At 62.3% G+C, this 16,311-nt stretch carries 20 protein-coding genes; 3 read left to right on the top strand and 17 right to left on the bottom strand.

The annotated features are described in order from the left end of the window. Nucleotides 1-34 precede the first annotated feature (34 nt). From SK803_RS25055 to SK803_RS25020, 8 genes are all read right to left on the bottom strand, one after another. Nucleotides 35-826, bottom strand: a complete 792-nt coding sequence (locus SK803_RS25055) for a hypothetical protein (protein ID WP_319968533.1) — start codon at nt 824-826, stop codon at nt 35-37. An 8-nt stretch (nt 827-834) separates the two neighbouring features. Continuing rightward, nucleotides 835-1,020 carry a hypothetical protein gene (locus tag SK803_RS25050; protein WP_319968532.1) on the bottom strand — a complete coding sequence of 62 codons (186 nt, stop codon included), beginning with the start codon at nt 1,018-1,020 and terminating at the stop codon, nt 835-837. Next, nucleotides 1,020-1,346, bottom strand: a complete 327-nt coding sequence (locus SK803_RS25045; protein WP_319968531.1) for a WhiB family transcriptional regulator — start codon at nt 1,344-1,346, stop codon at nt 1,020-1,022. Before SK803_RS25045 ends, SK803_RS25050 begins: the two co-directional genes overlap by 1 nt. Further along, the gene (locus SK803_RS25040; protein ID WP_319968530.1) at nt 1,343-1,804 is read right to left on the bottom strand and encodes a hypothetical protein; all 462 of its coding nucleotides are present in this window, start codon (nt 1,802-1,804) and stop codon (nt 1,343-1,345) included. The genes SK803_RS25045 and SK803_RS25040 overlap by 4 nt, the downstream gene beginning before the upstream one ends. 48 nt (nt 1,805-1,852) lie before the next feature. After that, the gene (locus tag SK803_RS25035; RefSeq protein WP_319968529.1) at nt 1,853-3,223 is read right to left on the bottom strand and encodes an FtsK/SpoIIIE domain-containing protein; all 1,371 of its coding nucleotides are present in this window, start codon (nt 3,221-3,223) and stop codon (nt 1,853-1,855) included. 78 nt (nt 3,224-3,301) lie between these two features. Next, on the bottom strand, nt 3,302-3,487 hold the full coding sequence (locus tag SK803_RS25030) for a hypothetical protein (RefSeq protein ID WP_319968528.1): 186 nt from the start codon (nt 3,485-3,487) through the stop codon (nt 3,302-3,304). Between the two features lie 3 nt (nt 3,488-3,490). Continuing rightward, entirely contained in the window at nt 3,491-3,757 is a 267-nt protein-coding gene (locus SK803_RS25025; protein WP_319968527.1) for a hypothetical protein, read from the bottom strand. A gap of 195 nt (nt 3,758-3,952) precedes the next feature. After that, entirely contained in the window at nt 3,953-4,342 is a 390-nt protein-coding gene (locus tag SK803_RS25020; protein WP_319968526.1) for a hypothetical protein, read from the bottom strand. A 117-nt stretch (nt 4,343-4,459) separates the two neighbouring features. On the opposite strand from SK803_RS25020, the gene SK803_RS25015 reads away from it, so the two are divergent. Together SK803_RS25015 and SK803_RS25010 are read left to right on the top strand one after the other, a co-directional pair. Further along, the gene (locus SK803_RS25015; RefSeq protein ID WP_319968525.1) at nt 4,460-4,828 is read left to right on the top strand and encodes a winged helix-turn-helix domain-containing protein; all 369 of its coding nucleotides are present in this window, start codon (nt 4,460-4,462) and stop codon (nt 4,826-4,828) included. Between the two features lie 183 nt (nt 4,829-5,011). Further along, on the top strand, nt 5,012-6,430 hold the full coding sequence (locus SK803_RS25010; protein WP_319968524.1) for a hypothetical protein: 1,419 nt from the start codon (nt 5,012-5,014) through the stop codon (nt 6,428-6,430). Here SK803_RS25010 and SK803_RS25005 read toward each other — a convergent pair. The 5 genes from SK803_RS25005 to SK803_RS24985 all read right to left on the bottom strand — a co-directional run bounded on the left by SK803_RS25005 (nt 6,427) and on the right by SK803_RS24985 (nt 10,721). Further along, the gene (locus SK803_RS25005; protein WP_319968523.1) at nt 6,427-7,344 is read right to left on the bottom strand and encodes an aminoglycoside phosphotransferase family protein; all 918 of its coding nucleotides are present in this window, start codon (nt 7,342-7,344) and stop codon (nt 6,427-6,429) included. The genes SK803_RS25010 and SK803_RS25005 overlap by 4 nt on opposite strands. 100 nt (nt 7,345-7,444) lie before the next feature. Beyond that, nucleotides 7,445-8,296 carry a helix-turn-helix domain-containing protein gene (locus SK803_RS25000; protein WP_319968522.1) on the bottom strand — a complete coding sequence of 284 codons (852 nt, stop codon included), beginning with the start codon at nt 8,294-8,296 and terminating at the stop codon, nt 7,445-7,447. 4 nt (nt 8,297-8,300) lie between these two features. Further along, nucleotides 8,301-9,173: a Scr1 family TA system antitoxin-like transcriptional regulator gene (locus tag SK803_RS24995; RefSeq protein ID WP_319968521.1), complete on the bottom strand. Its 873-nt coding sequence runs from the start codon at nt 9,171-9,173 to the stop codon at nt 8,301-8,303. Beyond that, a complete protein-coding gene (locus SK803_RS24990) occupies nt 9,170-9,412 on the bottom strand; it encodes a hypothetical protein (protein WP_319968520.1) in 243 nt (80 codons plus the stop codon). The genes SK803_RS24995 and SK803_RS24990 overlap by 4 nt, the downstream gene beginning before the upstream one ends. A gap of 103 nt (nt 9,413-9,515) precedes the next feature. Further along, entirely contained in the window at nt 9,516-10,721 is a 1,206-nt protein-coding gene (locus tag SK803_RS24985) for a helix-turn-helix domain-containing protein (RefSeq protein WP_319968519.1), read from the bottom strand. Between the two features lie 79 nt (nt 10,722-10,800). On the opposite strand from SK803_RS24985, the gene SK803_RS24980 reads away from it, so the two are divergent. Continuing rightward, a complete protein-coding gene (locus SK803_RS24980; protein WP_319968518.1) occupies nt 10,801-11,508 on the top strand; it encodes an HAD family hydrolase in 708 nt (235 codons plus the stop codon). Nucleotides 11,509-11,791: 283 nt separating this feature from the next. On the opposite strand, the gene SK803_RS24975 is transcribed toward SK803_RS24980, so the two are convergent. The 4 genes from SK803_RS24975 to SK803_RS24960 all read right to left on the bottom strand — a co-directional run bounded on the left by SK803_RS24975 (nt 11,792) and on the right by SK803_RS24960 (nt 15,883). Continuing rightward, nucleotides 11,792-12,172: a hypothetical protein gene (locus SK803_RS24975; protein ID WP_319968516.1), complete on the bottom strand. Its 381-nt coding sequence runs from the start codon at nt 12,170-12,172 to the stop codon at nt 11,792-11,794. Then, nucleotides 12,169-12,531, bottom strand: a complete 363-nt coding sequence (locus tag SK803_RS24970) for a hypothetical protein (RefSeq protein ID WP_319968515.1) — start codon at nt 12,529-12,531, stop codon at nt 12,169-12,171. The genes SK803_RS24975 and SK803_RS24970 overlap by 4 nt, the downstream gene beginning before the upstream one ends. A 544-nt stretch (nt 12,532-13,075) precedes the next feature. After that, nucleotides 13,076-14,101, bottom strand: a complete 1,026-nt coding sequence (locus SK803_RS24965) for a DNA cytosine methyltransferase (RefSeq protein ID WP_319968514.1) — start codon at nt 14,099-14,101, stop codon at nt 13,076-13,078. 15 nt (nt 14,102-14,116) lie between these two features. After that, nucleotides 14,117-15,883, bottom strand: coding sequence for an ATP-dependent nuclease (locus tag SK803_RS24960; RefSeq protein WP_319968513.1), 1,767 nt, complete (start codon nt 15,881-15,883; stop codon nt 14,117-14,119). Nucleotides 15,884-16,311 lie beyond the last annotated feature (428 nt).

The following is a 16,311-nucleotide window of genomic DNA, read 5'->3' as shown; positions in this document are numbered from 1 at the left end:
GTGTTCTGGTCATGCCCCGCGTGGTTGAGATGGGTCAGGCTGCGAGTTGCGCAGCGAGCCGCGCGGCGTACTCCTCGGGCACGTTGAGTGCTTCTTGGATGTCTTGCGCGGTAAGCGCTCGACCCTCCGCGTGAACCTCGTTCGCCTTGGCGTCCAGCGCACCTTGCAGGTGTCCAGGAAGCCTCAGGGCGGTTCGAGCGGGTGCTGCTTGGGTGACAGCGCTGGGAGGGGTGGATGTCGGCGCAGGAACGATCTCAGCGGCCTTGTCGCGGGCGGCGTTGCAGCGTGCCTGGATCACCGGCATGACTTCGGCGAGTAGGAAGACCACGAGCGGAATCACGAGGTGCAGGAACACCATTCCGGCGTTGATCTGCCCGTCTGGAGGCCGCAGTGACGACCACACGTTGGTGATCAGTGTTGCGCCGAGAAGGACCCGCTTGAGCCACTTGACCGGCCGGTCGTCAACGGCCAGGCCGTGAGCGAGCATCTGCGCTTCCCACCGCAGGAGCGTGATCAGGATTCCGGCGAAGGCCGGTTCCACGAGCCACGCACCCCACCACATCGGGTCTGACGGCCCGAGGTGCCCGGCGAGGAACGCTTGCACGCCGGTTGCGGTGAAGCCGAGGCCGCAGGTCAGGAAGCACCACATGGAGCGCGTAACCGAGACCCGGAACCGGTCCGCCCGCACGGCCGCCAGCAACGGGTTCGCGGTGAGCTGGTGGATGTCCTGCGCCTCATCGAGTTGCGCCCGTAGCCGTCGAACGGTGCGAGTCTCGCGCGGGTCCTCGGGCTCGGTTTCGTTGCTGTGATTGGACTTCTCGGACACCAGGTCACCTACTCCCCGTGTGCTGCCTTGAGGAGCAGACACCCCAGCCGCAGCAGTTCGACGGCGAGCACCAGGAGCCCGATGAAGCCGAACAGCAGGTACATGCAGATCAGGCAGGTCACCACAGCGGTTGCCATGTGCGCGATCCGGACGAAGCCGCGGAGATTGATCGGGACAGCGAGCACGAGCTTCATCAGGCCACGTCCTTTGCGTTCCTGGCGGGGTAGTGGATGCGACGCCGATCAGCACCGGTGAGGCCGCCGACGACGCCGGAGGCGTTGGCACGGAATCGGGGACTGGTGGCTTCCCAGTCGAGTTGGTCTTGGCGGCACTCATCGATGACCGGGCAGGACGCGCACACCTTTTTCGCGGCGGCGATTCGGCCGGCGGTGTCGAACAGGCTCGGATCGGAGTCCGCACAGGCGGCCCGTTCACGCCAGACGGGCGGGCCGTCAGTCGGGCCGAACAGGACCCGCATCAACACCCGGTAGCCGAAGGCCTCAGCGTCGTTGTTCCTCATGCCGCCACCGCCAGCCGGGGAGCGGACTTTCGCGCGGCCTGGACGACCTGGGCGACTTCATCGAAGGTGACCTGTTCCGGCGTGCACACGGCCAGCCGGAAGGCCTTGGCGAGCACCGCCCCAGAGCCGGACTTGACCTTCCCGCCCAGTTCGACCACCGAGGCCGAGGCAGCAAGGCCGAGCGTCACTCCGGAGGCAGTGCGTCCGGTCGCCGCGACCGAGAGGATTCCGGCGGACTGCAGGGTCCAGGTCAGTTCGACCCCGTGCAGCGATGCCGCCCAGACCAGCAGACAGGCCAACCGATCGGGTGCCGTGCCGGAGGTGAATTCGGCGTGCACCGAGCCGGACGGCGTGGAGATGACCAGGCGGTCCGGCCGGGGCAGGCCGAGCGTGCGGATGTGGCCGCGAATCGAGCGGAGCAAGCCGTCAAGGCGGCGAGGTGCGTTGTTTTCGGGCATGGCGAGGCCTCCACGATTAGTGGCGAAAAGTGTTGGGGTGAAAGAAAGTCAGGCGATCGACCGGATCGAGCCGGTCTGTCCGTTGCGGACGAACTCCACGAGTTCGCGGATGTTCTCGTCCGTCGTGTACGCCGCGCGGACCCGACGCGGAGTGCGCGACCGTTCGTCAGTGCGGTAGCCGATGCCGGCGGTTTCAGGCACGGCCGGGATCTGGTCGGCGATCGCGCCCCGCTCCCGAGCACCATCACCCAGCACCATGTCCGGGTGCGTCGGTGACGTGGTGCGCAGGCAGATCCGGTTGGGGAACAGGTCCCGGATGGACAGCGTTTCCTTGTCGGGCTCCTGGATATAGGCGTCGGCGGTGTGCAGGGTCGCGCGGCCCATCGAGGTGCCGCGAGCCAGCAGGCCGGTGATCTGCCGGGCGTACTCGGGCCGGTAGGCGACCAACGAGCCGATCTCGTCCACGATCAGCAGGTTCAGCGGGTACTCACGCGATGGCTGGACTGACCTGAGCCCCGCCCGCTGCATCCGCTTCTGGGTGCGCTCCATGTCGTCCACCCACGCCTCGATCAGCTCCAGGCATTCGCCGGCGTCATCGGCGTAGCGGTTCTCCGTAATCGGCTTGATGGCCTGGAACTCCAGGTACTTCGGGTCGCAGACCCACAGGCGGACGATGCCGTCCCGGATCAGCGGAGCCATCGAGCGCAGCTTGGCGAACGCCAGCGAGTTCTTGCCCGACCCGGTGCCGCCCGCCGTCAGGGTGTGCGTGCCCTGGACAGGTTCGGTCCAGTCACCGCCGTACTCGTCCTCACCCAGCAGCACCGCCCGCAGGTCCACGTCCTCGGAGTGCTCCGGCATGTCCGGCGCCGGGATGATCTCCGTGAACGGTTCGTCACGCTGTACCACGAGCGCCACGTAACCGGGCTTCACCAGCTCGATCGCAACGCGTTCGGCCTCGATCGAGTGCGCCAGCTCTTCGGCCTGGCGGGCGAAGTGCATCGGTGACTGGCCCTTGACGAGCTTCACCAACACGGTGTCGATCGACGGCGAGTAAGACCGGACACGCACCACACGCGGGTAGTTGGTCACTTTCTTCCGGCGGTGCTCGGTTGTCAGCTTGTGCACGTCCATCAGATCCCGCCAGCGCCCACCGACGTAGGCCCCGAACCACCGCCGCTGCCAGGCTCGCAGTGCCGGAGCGGCCAAGGTGTCGAACGAGTCCGGGTGACCCCGGTACCAAAGCCCGGTCGCACCAGCTGCGCCGCCGAGGACGTAGCCCGTGACGGTCGGGCCAAGCGTGCAGGCGCCGGCCGCGACGGCGGACGGGGCGAGCATCCATTCCGGGTTCCTGGCCAGCCATCGCGCCGCGCGGAACTCGGCGGCCACGACGCGCTTGCTTGCGTTCCATTTCCAACCCATTGCTTTGCTCCTAAGGGATGCGCGACGGCCGACCCTCGAACGTGTCGAAGGTCGGCCGCCGCGTTGATCAGTGCGGATTCAGTTGTTGAGCAGTTGCCCGCGGGCGTAGGACGCCTCCGTGGTCAGCACGCTGACCGAGCGGACGAACCGGCGTCGCAGGTCCGTGAAGCCCTCACGGCGGACCGGGATGCCGTCCATTGCCGTGCGGAGCTGCTTCATCGCCTGGTCCAGGTTGGACACGGCGTTGTCGAGCTGGTGAGACATCGATCAGGCTCCCCACTCTTTGGCCTTCAAATTGATTTCATGTCGCTTGGCCTGCTCCCGGAGCGCACTGAGGTCGTTCCGCACGGTCCGCAAGTAGCCCTTGAGCTCGTCGGGTGTCGCGACCCGCCAGCCACCGGCCTTGCCGGGCTTCTCGCTCATCCGGTTGATGAGCTTTTCCAGCGGTACCAACAACTCCTCTACGAAGTCCATCGCTCCGACGAACGAGCCGTACCGCTGCTGGGCGCGGTCGTTCAACATCTCTTGGATCAACTACCAGACTCCTTTCGGGAGACACGGCAAACCCAGGAACAAAGGTCGCACCTGGATTCACCGAATCTCCCGGAGCACGTGAAATGCTCCGAATTTAGGCATGGTTCGACTCACTGTGTAATTCTCAAAGAACAAATTGAGTGCCCTGGCCCGACTCGAAGCGGGCTACCGGCCTACCGGGCAGGGCTTGCGGGGCTAGGCCGCAGAGGTGGAGATGAGGCGTGCCGCGGGAGTGAGACCGTCCGCCTTGAACCACAGGCCGGAGGCGGTGATCTTCCCGTCGTCCCCGCGCATCTCGTAGGTGTTGATCACGGGGTTGATCAGCTCGACGTAGTCGCCTTCCTCGAACCCCTCACCGGGGTCGCGGGGCAGGTTGACCTTGATCTCTTCGCCCTTGGACTTGCGCCGTCCCTCCGAGGGGCGAGCCTTGGCGAACAGCACCACGACGAACTGCTCTTCGTTCGTGTTGCGGTCGACCACCGGGACCAGCTGTCCGCCGTCGAGTTCGCGCATCTTCACGCAGGGCGCTTCGGTGATCAGGAGCTTGTAGTGGGACAGGATCACGGGGATGTCGTTCAGAGCCATGTCGTACCTCCGGTGATGAGCAACTGATACATACCAATATAGAGCAGTATGGATCGGATGGCATAGTCCAATCGGATGATCTGTAGCAGTGTGGGTCAGTGAAGTTAGGCTGATGCCGTGAGCGACCAGCCAGGACTTGCCGCGTACCAGCGGGTTGTCGAAGCGGTGAAGAAGGACATCCGGTCCGGAGCCCTGGAAGTGGGCGCCCGTCTACCCGGTCACCGCAAACTCGCCGAGCAACACGGCGTCGCACTCGGGACCGCACAGAAGGCTGTGCAGGTCCTTGAGACCGAGGGCTGGGTCGTCTCCCAACCCGCCGTAGGCGTCTTCGTTCAGGAGCCGCCGGCCGAGGATCGAAGCCCAGTCACGATCGAGACGGTCATTCGCCAGCTCGATCAGTTGCAGGCGGCGGTCTTGCATCTGACTGAGCGTGTCGAGCAGCTCGAAGCCGCCGACGACGCTCGATCTGTTCCACCTTCTCAGTGACCCTCGTTATGGCGATCTGCAACTGACGCAGCCTGAGGCTGATGAATTCCAGGTCATCCGGCGTTCTGTTCATGTACACATAGAACGCCAGGTGAGGGGGTGCATTGCAGTGTGCTCAAGGGGGTGCATTGGTGCACGGAGGGGGTGCACGGGAGGTGCACAGCGTGCCAGCACGGTGATCAGTTGACCGGAACCAACGAGCCGAACAAGCTCCTAGCTGCGGTGATGTCGGAAGCCGACATGAGCAACAAGGGGCTTGCCGCACGAGTACGAGAACTCGCCCAACGCGATGGTCAGACCGTCTCGGCTGATCACGTGTCGGTTCGTCGCTGGCTCGACGGGACGCGGCCGAAAGCAGCGACACAGAACTACATCGCGCTTGCTCTCGGCGCCAAGCTAGGCCGGCGCGTCGACCTGGCGGAGATCGGCTTCAACGGCGGACTTCAGACCGTTGGCCCCGATGCGACAGAGCACGGCGCCGAGTACCCCCCGAGTGCAGACGCAGCCGTTGACCTGATGAGCCAGCTCACCGCGGCCGACCTCGAAGACCAGCCTGCCCTTGTGCGTTCCCAGTGGGCGCAGGAGGCGACGCCGAGCATCATCACCGGCTACATGTTCGGCGACTCGCTGCACGTGGCTGATGCGGAAGAGCTGCGTCGAGGTGGGGGAGCGGCGGCATCGGCAATTCGCGCGACAGCGGCGAACCTGATGGACCTCGACTTCCGGTACGGGGGCGGACACGTCCGGAAGATGCTGCTCTTCTACTTCAAGACCGAGATCACGCCGCTTCTGCAAGGCACTCACAGCGAGCCGGAGCGGCGCGACCTGTTCAGCGCAGCCGCGGAGGTGGCGCAGCTGCTCGGGTGGAGTGCCTACGACGCGGGCCGCCGTCACGGAGCAGCGCAGCGGTACTTCGTGCAGGGACTTCGGCTTGCCCGCGAAGCTCAGGACCACGTCCTAGGTGGACGATTGTTGGCGAACCTCAGCCATCAAGCGAACTACCTCGGGCGCTTCAACGACGCCGTCCAGTTCGCGCGTGCGGCGCAGGGGCCGACCATCGGCAAGGCCACGCCGGCGGTTACCGCGATGTTCCTCGCGATGGAGGCCAGGGCGTTGGCGAGCAACGGCCAAGCCCGCGAGTTTGCCCGCGTGATGCACGAGGCTGAGCGCTTCTTCAGCCAGCACGTCCCCGACGACGAGCCGCCGTGGATCAGCTACTTCAACGCCGAGGAGCTCGCGGGGGAGGCCGCCCACGGCTTCAGGGACCTCAAACAGCCGGAGAAGGCCAGGCTCTACGCCGCGCAAGCCATCGCGCCCGACGACACCCCGCCGCGGACGCGAGCCTTCATCGGCATGGTCTCGGCCGCCGGGGCGCTCACGAACGGTGACCTGGAGGAAGCCGTTGATCTCGCGATCGACGCGGTAGATCTTGCTGGTCCGCTGCAATCCAGCAGGTATGTGCGCTACCTGACCGACTTCCACGCACAGCTTGCGGCGCTACACGCGAACGATCACCGCACGCGCCTGTTCGTCGAGCGGGTGATCCGGCAATATCCGGGCCTCGACCTGGGAACCGCCGCACTGCTGACACGGATCGCTTAGAAGGGCCGCCACGGCTCCGTTGCGTGCCCGGTCCGCATGGTTGCGATCCGCGTGGCGTACTCGGCAGCGATCTCTTCGGACTCATCAATGTTCTGCATGATCCACGTAGTCATCTTGATCTCGTGCGCGGCTTGCAGGATCTTGAAGCCGTCCCACTGCGTCACATCGTTGCCGTAGGCCTCGCAGAACTCGCGGTACTCCTCGGCCGTCCACCAACCGGCGGACAGGTACTCGGTCGCCGTCATGGCCAAGTCCCACTCCGGCTGACCCCACGAGAAGCGCTCGAAGTCGATCAGGATTGCTGCGCCGTCGCTGATCATCAGGTTCTGGACGTGTGCGTCCCCATGAGTCGCCGTCGGTTCAAGCGGGAACTTGAGCGCGTTGATCTCGTCCCGAAGCTCAACGACCCTGTTCAGCAGGAAGCGCTTGTCAGCATTTGGCACGCTGGCGGATTCGATCCGAGGCTGGACGCGCGCGAGGATGTCTTGCTCCGGCAGCTCGAACGTCGTCGGACGAGGTGTTTCGTGCAGCTTCAGCAGCAGGCGGCCCAAGGCGCCGACATCACCGCGACCGCCGTTGCGACCGTCGATGTAGCGCCAGAACGTCACCGGGTACCCGGAGACCGAGATCGGCTGATCGAGGTCATACAGCCGCGCGGCGGGCAAGCCGCTCTCGTGGAGCCAGCTTGCAACCGCCACTTCCTTGACTGCGTCGTCCCAGTGATCGCGACTCCGGGCGATGCGCACAACGGCGGACGAATCCGGGAGATGAAACAGCGCGTTCTCGCCGAGTCGCATCAAGCGCGCATCAGTCGAGTCGATCCCCGTGTGGGCGGAAGCCGCCTTCAACACAGCAGACACAAGATCAGAGCTGAAAGGCCCGTCTGGGATGTCCGCTTCAAGCACGTTGTGCACCTTGCCCACGCTAGAGGTTCGGTATTTGGCCTGCCAGCTCTCCTAGGTGCCCGAAGAGGTCGAGGCTGAACCTCGGGCACCCCCAAAGCCCAGCTCAGCGTCACGACACGTCTGGGCGCTCACCCGACGCGGTCGCGATAGCAGCCACGTACTCCTCCGTGAGCAACTGACTGAAGAGGTCTCTCGACTCGGAGTGACTCAAGGCCATGTGGTCCAGGCGCGCTAGGACCCTCCGGCATCGAGACGTGGCCGCATCGTCCTGCGCGAAGACTCTCGCAACATCGCAATCGACGACGGCCGTGGCAGGCATCTTTTCGTATTCGTAGAGCGTGAAGCCGGATGAGGAAGGCAGCTCCTTGCCCGCAGGAACGACGCGAAGTGCCCACGCCATGCGCTTGAGCAGCTCCAGTTGATCCATCCGCGTGCGGTCGTCATCGAGCTGCGCTCTGACTGCCGTTTCGTTCACGTAGAACATGTACGCCGGCCGCCTGGACGCTCGCAGAATGCAACAGCGCTCCTGTTGGGACTGGACGGCAGACCGGATCTGCTCCGGGGTCGCCCCGCACTGCTGGAGCGTGTGCTCCGTGTAGGCGTCAGTCCGAACCAGGTCCGGGATCATCGTCCCGCCATAGCCGGTGATGGTGGTTGCCGTGCGTTCTGCGAACAGGATCGTCGTGGAGTTCGTTGGCTGCTGGGCGAAGTACGGTTCGAAGGCCTGCCGGTAGTGGCCGATGAACTCGGTGATCCAGCGTCGATCTTTGCCGCACGCGGTCAGGAATTGAGCGAGGTCGATGTCGGTCGGGTGTACCTTCCCGCGTTCGATATTGGACACCTTGCTCGGGTCCCAGTCGAGTGACTTGGCGAACTCGGACCCTCTGGCGAACCGCTCCCGCAAGGTTCGAAGTTCGTCGCCGAGCTCGCGGCTCCGTGGCGTGAGTGGTGCCCGATCCATGCGCTCAGTTGCCTCCGTCTGTCATGGTGCTGGCCGTCTCGGCTATCACCTCTATGGACTGAATCGGACTGAGGGCGACCTGTTGTAGTGCTCGGAAGCTCTGGCTGACCAGTTCGCACACGGCCGAGTCTTCGATGTACCGCGCATCGCCGTTGCCTTCCACATACACCGCGTCGCCGTGTTGTCGGTGCGGGAAGGAGAGATGGAAGTACGAGTTTTCTGGCAGAGGCTCGCCTTCGGTGACCTGGACCGTGAAGGTCTCAATCTCTGAGAGCCGTATCAGCTGGAGGAGAGCTGCGTTCGTGATCGTCGGGTTGCCGACTACTCGGCGAATCGCATCCCTGCTGATCAGAGCCTTCACGGTAGGGCCGCGTCCTGCCCTAGCAGTCAGGCTGTCTGTCCAGCGAGCCTGCTGCGCTGCCGTACGTTCCGGGCAGTCAGCCGGATAGGTAGGACATCCCAGAGCAGCGGCAGAGATCCTGTATTCAGGGGTCTGGAGGAAGCGCGGGATCACGTCCACACCGAAAGCGCAGATCGTCACAGCTTCTAGATAAGCGTCATCGACGTCTCTGGCTGCGTCCAGCGCAACCGAACTGTGCGGCACGTTCGCGTTCTGGGTACGTTCACTCGCGGCAATCTCGGCCCGCTTGACCGTCTGCTTCCAGACATGGTTCGGAAGCTCGTAGATGCGCCCGAGAAGCATGATGTCCAGCGGGTCGAACGGCTTCAGGGCGTTCTCGGTCAGGCTGAGCGTCGCAGCCGAAAACCCCGCCCGCTTGCAGGCGACAGAGAGACTCAAACCAGCGTCGTTCCGCCACCTTCGCAGCTCGCGGCCGATCGCCCTCTCAGCCATCGACGGATGGAAGATCGTCGTCACTGCGGCCCCAAGCTGTCAGTGGTCCCGTGGCCGCCTATCGCTTGCTCAGGCGGACATCGTCTTTCAGCACGGTCGGACAGAGTCTCGCCGAGCGCGATGAGGATTCGGCCGAACTCACGCTCGCTTTTGGGCGGCAGGGTCTCCATGACGATGTCGAACGCGATGCCGGGCATCAGCTCCGAGACCTTGCGAAGTCCCGCGACCAGATCGACATCCTCGGGCGACAACACGGTGAGCACTCCTCGACACGACAGCTGTAGGACGCCTGACAGCAGCGACGCTAGGTCGACTACTGATCAGTAACCCGAGCTGTCGGCTAGGCCTGGCTGGGAGCGCTGCTGCTCAGAGAGGTGCGCCAACACGCGTGGCTAGCCGCGCGGCTTCCGTCGCGACCGAACGCCGAGCCCGCTGCACGAGCGTTCCCAGCAGCTTGTGTGCGGCCGGCCGATGCCTCAGGTCCTCGGGTGCTTCGCGTTCAGTGGCGGACAGCATGACCAATGCGCTGCCGTAGTCGCGGCGCTGCACCTGCCCCTTGGCCTGGTCAAGGAGGAACGCCACGCGACGTTCGATCGAGGAGGAGCGGTCGTGGTCAATCCGTTCGGCCAGCCGCAGCCCGTCCGCAGCTGAGCCCGCTTCGACCTCCACGCTGACTGCGTGCATCGCGACGTTCGTTGGACCGAAGACCGTCCACAACGTGTTGCGTTCGCCGGTCTGCTTCGCCAGCGGCACGACTGTCTGCACGCGCTCCCGTGCCCGCCAGACATCTCCTCGACGTGCGGCCGCAATGGAGCCGACGAGCAGGAGCGCACCGCGGAGCGCGACGGCGTCGAGGTCGTTGTTCGGCCGGGTGGACAGGGCCTCAGCCGCCTGCATCGCGACATCTTCGGCGCCCTCAACTTCGCCATCGGCAAGCAAGACCTGAGCCAGGTTCCATTGGGCCATTGCCAGCCGCAGCGGATCGTCCGCGTTCTCGCCGGCACGGATTGCACGATCCGCCGCGAGTAGTGAGACGTCTACCCTGCCCAACCTCTTGGCCACGCTGCGCAGCAACGCATACAGATCAGCAGCGCAGCACTGAACTTCTCGCTGATCAGCCGCTGAACCGTGCACGCGGTCACGCAAGGCTTGCTCGGCCTGGATCACGAGCGCCGGAAGTTCCGGAGCGACCTGGCTGTATCGCGTGGCCGACGTCTGCCAGGTCTGCCAGGCGTTCAAAACGTTGCGGCGCAATGCTTTCACATCGATGGCTACTGCACCGGACACCGCTGGCCTGGTGAACGCTCGATACAACGCATCTCCCGCTGGCTCCGGTCTAGTCGACGTCTTCCGCGTCGAAGTGGAGCTCAACAACTCGTCGGCCGACACGTTCAGCACTTCGGCCAGTTGCTTCAGCACTGTGACTGTGGGGAGCTTGAGACCGCGCTCGATCTGATAGAGGTAGTCGGGCGTGATGCCCGCCAGCCCGGCAATCACGGTCTTCGGCAGACGCGACGCGAGACAGCGCAGACGCACTCGTTCGCCGATCATGGCCGCGAGCTGTTCGTCCATTCCCACCCCTGCGAAGCGTTGACCTGCACTGATGCTACGCCCCAGCGCGACACCCCAAACCGAGTGACAAACTCGAAGCATGATCGCGCCGAACGAGCTGCGACGGCTCGTGCTCTGGGACATCGACCACACGTTGCTTCAGTCTCGCGGCATGGGCCGGGAGATGTACGAGCGGGCGGTCCCGAGGGCGTTCGGCCAGCCTTTCCAGCAGCTTGCCGACGTGAGCGGCAGGACCGAGCTGGACATCATCGCTGAGACCTTGAAGCTGCACGGGATCGAGCCAACCGACGCGGCAGTAGGCAAGCTGGTGAACGCACTCATCGACAGCTACGAGGCCGGCCGTGATGAGTTCGCGTCACGAGCCCGGGCACTGCCGGGAGCACGCGAAGCCCTGGTAGCGCTGGAGTCTGAACCGACTGTTCACCAAGGGGTGCTGACCGGAAACCTACGGGCCGTTGCGCGTATTAAGCTGGTCGCGCTCGGACTGGAACAGTTCCTCGACCTGGAGACGAGTTCGTACGGCGACGACCATGCCGACCGCGCGGAGCTGGTGGCGATCGCCAGGCAGCGCGCGGCTCAGCAACTCGATACGCAGTTCGGCCCGGACGACACGGTGCTCATCGGCGACACTCCGCGGGACGTGGCCGCCGCCCTGACCGCAGGAGTACAGGTCATCGCCGTGGCAAGCGGAAAAAGCACCGTCGAGGAACTACAGGCCGCCGGGGCTCGAAAGGTGCTGGCAGACCTGACGAACACCGCCCATTTGATGCAGTTGATCAAGTCTTAGAGCAGCAGCGTTCAGAGTTTCTCTTCTTCATCAAGGCGGCCCCTGCGGGGCCGCTGGTCGTTCGTGTCCGAGCCCGTCGCGGAGTTCAGCCCCGGAAGGTGTTGTTCGGCGCCTCCAAGCGGGCCTGGCGGCCCGCGTCGGCGCCGACGAGGCAACCGGGGCTGTCCGCGACGGACGAGGCACGACCAGCAGCTCCCGCAGGGAAGCTCGAAAGCCTGACGTCGCGAAGCATCATCCCGACACGCCATGATCAATCACGGCCAGCGGCGCCGCGTGACAACCCTTAATAGCCAGTGTCGGATCTGCGCCTTGTCTCCTGAGATTCCGAGACTTCAGCGGCACGCTGTACCAGCATGTGCACTCTCTGTGCATCTTCATCCAGTCGACCCAACCGCCGTTCCAACTGCTCCATCAAATCTATGACCACGTCGCTAACAGCAGGTTCGCGCTCCCCTTCGGCAGAGTCCGTGGCCTCGCGCGTCTGAATGGATGCGGCCACTGCGCCTGAGGCAGGCCGGTCGATCCGGTTTTCCACTCGTCTCGTAAGGGACAGGGCTGCGATCTGTCGGATGACATCAGGCGTGTCCCGACCGAGTTTCTGGTCGAGCACGAGTCGGAGTTGCGCGGCGGCGATCTCTTCGTCGGTGACGTTGGGAGTGCTCATGTGTCGGTCGTCCCTCCGTCGCTGCGCTGGGTGAGGTCGTCGAGCAGCGCATCCAGTACACGCCCCTGAAAGACATCGAGCAATAGGCACTCGTCACGCTCAGCAAGTTCGGACTGTGCGAGCTTCCCCAGCAGCTTCAGACCGGTCACGCGCTTCGCTGGCAGCTCGTCCAAGGCAAGCCCAGCGGCCCATGTGAAGCGGCGCCACCACTCCTCGCGGCGCGCGGCGACTTCGCGTTGTTTGGTGGCGCGGTCGTTGCCGCGGGCCGCGTGGCGGACGCCGAGGAACGCCCCGCCTGCGCTGAGAAGTCCAGTAGCCAGAGGGAGAACAGCCTGCAACCAGGTAGGCAACGTCACCATCCTCATCTAGGTAGTTGCCGCGCGCCGATGCTAGCGGAACATCAGGGCATCTTTTCGGATGGCGATGGGCGTGTTCGGGACTACCAGTCGTGCGCCTGTTCTGGCGAAGGTCAGATTCGGCGGAGGAGTCCGCTAGATTAGCGTGGATACTCAACTACCGTAATGCGCAGGATCGCGTGGCACGTACCACGTTCTAACCCTGCCGGTTGCCCTGGTAAAGACAACCCTGCGCGGTAAGCAGCGGTGTTTCCTCAACGACTAGATCGAAGTCGCTGGAGAGCAGTGCGCGTACTCGACCGTCAGCTGCGACTTGCCACCCCGCCCAGACCGAGCAAAGATTGCACCGCCATGGTGCCTGATCAGCAAGGCCAGGCAATGCACCCATCACACGACAAAGGGCGAAGCAGCAAGTGTGATCCGTGGCCAACGAATTGTCGCTCTCCTCGAAGGCCAGAATAAGCTATCGAGGACGCGCACTCGCTCAGATGCGGAGCCAACGAACAAGCTTCGAGATTGTAACGATAGTCAGTTTTAACGGTGATGACTACCTTGGAAGCGTAGAAAGTATCGTTTCCGCTATGCGCTGAGCCAGAAGTGGGGGGACAGCGTTGCCAACTTGACGTCCCTTGGAAAGCAGGGATCCGGAAAAGCGAAAATCGCGTGGAAAGGTCTGTAGGCATGCCGCCTCGCGCAGACTAATGGCGCGAGGCTGTTCGGGATGCCCGTAGCGGCCATTCGAGTAGCTCAGGCATCTAGTGGTCATGGCGGAAGCGGGCTTATCCCATGACAGACGGCCATAGACGTCAGAATGACCTTTGTGACTGCGGTGGCAGTTCAGCAAAAGATCATCCTCCCAGCTTTCGCGACCCCTGCCCTCGGCTGTGGCGAGGATTCGCTTCAAATTGAGTGGCGACAACTTCATTGCCGCATGATCAGGGTCGTCTTTGTCGATTCCGCCAGCTGAGATCTCAGGAATACCTGAGGCCCAATCTCGAAATGTCGCGTAGCGCTCGCCGCCAGGTCCATGTGTTGGTTGAGGCATCACCGCAACCGTCTTTCTGGCGGCGACCAAGACGAGGCGCCGACGCACTTGAGGGACCCCATAGTCGATTGCGGCAAGAATCCTATAGTTCACGTCATACTTGTGCTTTTGGAGGGCTGCAATAAAGGCCTTCAGTGGTCCTGCATCCTCCACCTTTTGCATGCCGGGAACATTCTCGACTACAACATAATCGGGCTTCAGTGATACAACAAAACGCTGAAACTCGGTAAGCAAAAATCGCCTGGGGTCGTCGTCTTGTTCCGTTCGCCTCTGCTTGGAGAAAGGCTGGCACGGCGCGCATCCGGAAAAGAGAACAGGATTTCCCTTGGGGATTACTGCGGCAACATCTTTGATCTTTAGTTTTCTGATGTCTTCTTCAAAGAAGGTCGCCTCAGGAAAATTGGTGCGGTACGTGTTCGCGGCGTCTGGATCGTTATCGATTCCAGCGATAATCGACATTCCAGCGTTACGGAATCCGAGGCTCGTTCCCCCGCATCCTGAGAAGAAGTCAACCACTGTGACCGTCACGACCGCCTCGTCCCGTCAATCCTCCTGCAAGAAAGCCCTCATACGGGCCCGGATACACTCTAGCATGGGGTCGTTGTCATCAATAGAGCCGAGTGCGCGTTCTTGCTCGGCAAAAATCTCATCGGAGTTAACGGTTTCCCATACGGCGCGATCAAGTGCCTGGTACGTGCGAGACTTCCAGTAGTCCTTTGCATCCGCGTCGACCACAAGGTCTTTCATCTCGATAAGGAGTTCTTCGGGAGTCTGACCAGGCAAGTAGTCGACGTGTCGGCACAGCCATTCGAGAACTGTGCGCAACTGCTTAGTCTTGTCGCCCTCTGTCGCAACTCCGTTAGAGCCGTTGAGCGCAAGTTGAGGATCTGAACCCAGCTGCGCCCGCACAACACTTTCGAGGTCTGCATCAGCTACATTCGCAGGATCGCTAATCTTTTCGTTTGGCTGCTGATCGCCATCGAGTAGAACCAGGCTTCTCTCCGTACCTGACAACGCGAAGGCCGGAACAAATCTTGCTTGCATGCCGTTGGCGCCACCAGGAAGGGCCGCAATATGGAGTTGCAGGCTTGCTGACTCACCGAGCGGACGGATTGCCTTCTTGACGAGGGCGACGGCGAGTCTGTCTTCCACATAGACTGTTTTCTTATTGGTGAGGCGTACGCCAAGTCGAAAAAAAGCTTCTGAAGGATCAGACTCGTTGCTTAGTAGATCTACCTTGCCGTCCGCCTCTGAAACGTGAAATACCTTGATCGCGTTTGCGGGCAGGCCTTGCACGATCTCTGGCGAGTGGGTAGAGATCACAATCTGATGACCTTTTGTCTTTGACTGATTCGCCAAAAACTCCATCAACCTGCGCTGAGCACCTGGGTGGAGGGAAACTTCAGGCTCATCGAGCAGGATGAGCGAGTTGTTTGGCGCCTCTGTCACCTTTTTCACCATCATCGATACGGCAAATTCGCCGCTACCTGCGAAAGCTTCCGAGTATTTCATTCCGAATGCAGAAAGGATTACAGTTGAACCCTCTACGTTGAAGTATCGATGTGTGAGGAATCTGATCTGCTCGTACTTGCGACCCAAAATGTCGGAGATCCACGTACACTGTTCTTCGGTCACTGTTGTGGAGCTTTTAACGATACGCTCTGCGCCGTACCAATGGTGCGATCGTAGTCCGCTTGCAAAGGCGTGTGCGACGTGCGGACTTCTCCGCCTGATAAAAGCTTTCTTCTCGGTATTGACCGCACTTGTGCTTCCTGGCCGGTATGGCAAATGATAGAAGAACTTGTCGTAGGCGGACAATTCTGAGCGAAAGTCTAGGTATGTAACTTTCTTTGGTATGGCTTTCCATCTGGTCTGGGTTCGCTCGGGGGGTACGGGAGCGTCTGACTTCAGCCTAGTAAGTCGAGACATGCCGTCCCTGACGATCGGACGTGAAGGCTCGAAATAATCAGGATTATCCGGCTTCTTGATTCGCATTTTGATTGCCTCGACCATCTCGCCAGTGCTATTAGCGACATAGCCATGGATGAACCGATGGTTACTTGTTCCCTCGATCGGGTCCAAATCGGTTGAAAACCAGTAATTTCCGACGTTGTAAGTGTCGGGGCAGCCCTGAAGTGCTCGAAGCATTGCGGTCTTGTTCGTTCCGTTGGGGCCGACCAATACCGTGACGGGATGAGTAAAGTCTATCTGTGTTCCTTCGCGGATATTCCTGAAGTACGGAAAACGAATGTATCTGATGAACGGCTCGAACTTGTTTGCTTTCATCATTTTAGCAAGCTGCTCGTGCACGTTCGCCATATTTCACTTCCCGCAAAGTACAAGGCTTTCGCCCTACTGGTATACCCAACAAGGCGCTGAGTCTAGTGCTGATGCACCCCTGTGTGCCAGGAGTGTCCCCTGCGCGTGTCGAGTGAAATGGTTCCTCTGTAACGCGTGATGGGCGATGTTCGATGTAGATTCCGGATCACTATGGCGTGCATGTTCGGAAGATCATCAAACGTTGTGGCCAGGCTTTGCAGGCTGCCGTTTGTGCACGATCCGATGCGGCGGCATCTTCAGGTCCCTTTGAGCGAACTGCTACAACGAGTGTCGAGTGGGCTGAGGTGAACGAGCGCGCGGAGAGCGTCTTGATGGGCTGGTCGCGGCGCTCGGCTGCCGCGCCTGTGGACAGCTCAACGCCTTGGCGGCGTCGACCAGCCCACAGGCTTGCCTTCGAT

The sequence above is a fragment of the Lentzea miocenica genome (assembly GCF_033949945.1).
GTDB classification, from domain to species: Bacteria; Actinomycetota; Actinomycetes; order Mycobacteriales; family Pseudonocardiaceae; genus Lentzea; species Lentzea miocenica.
This window is presented reverse-complemented; position numbering and strand designations above follow the sequence as displayed.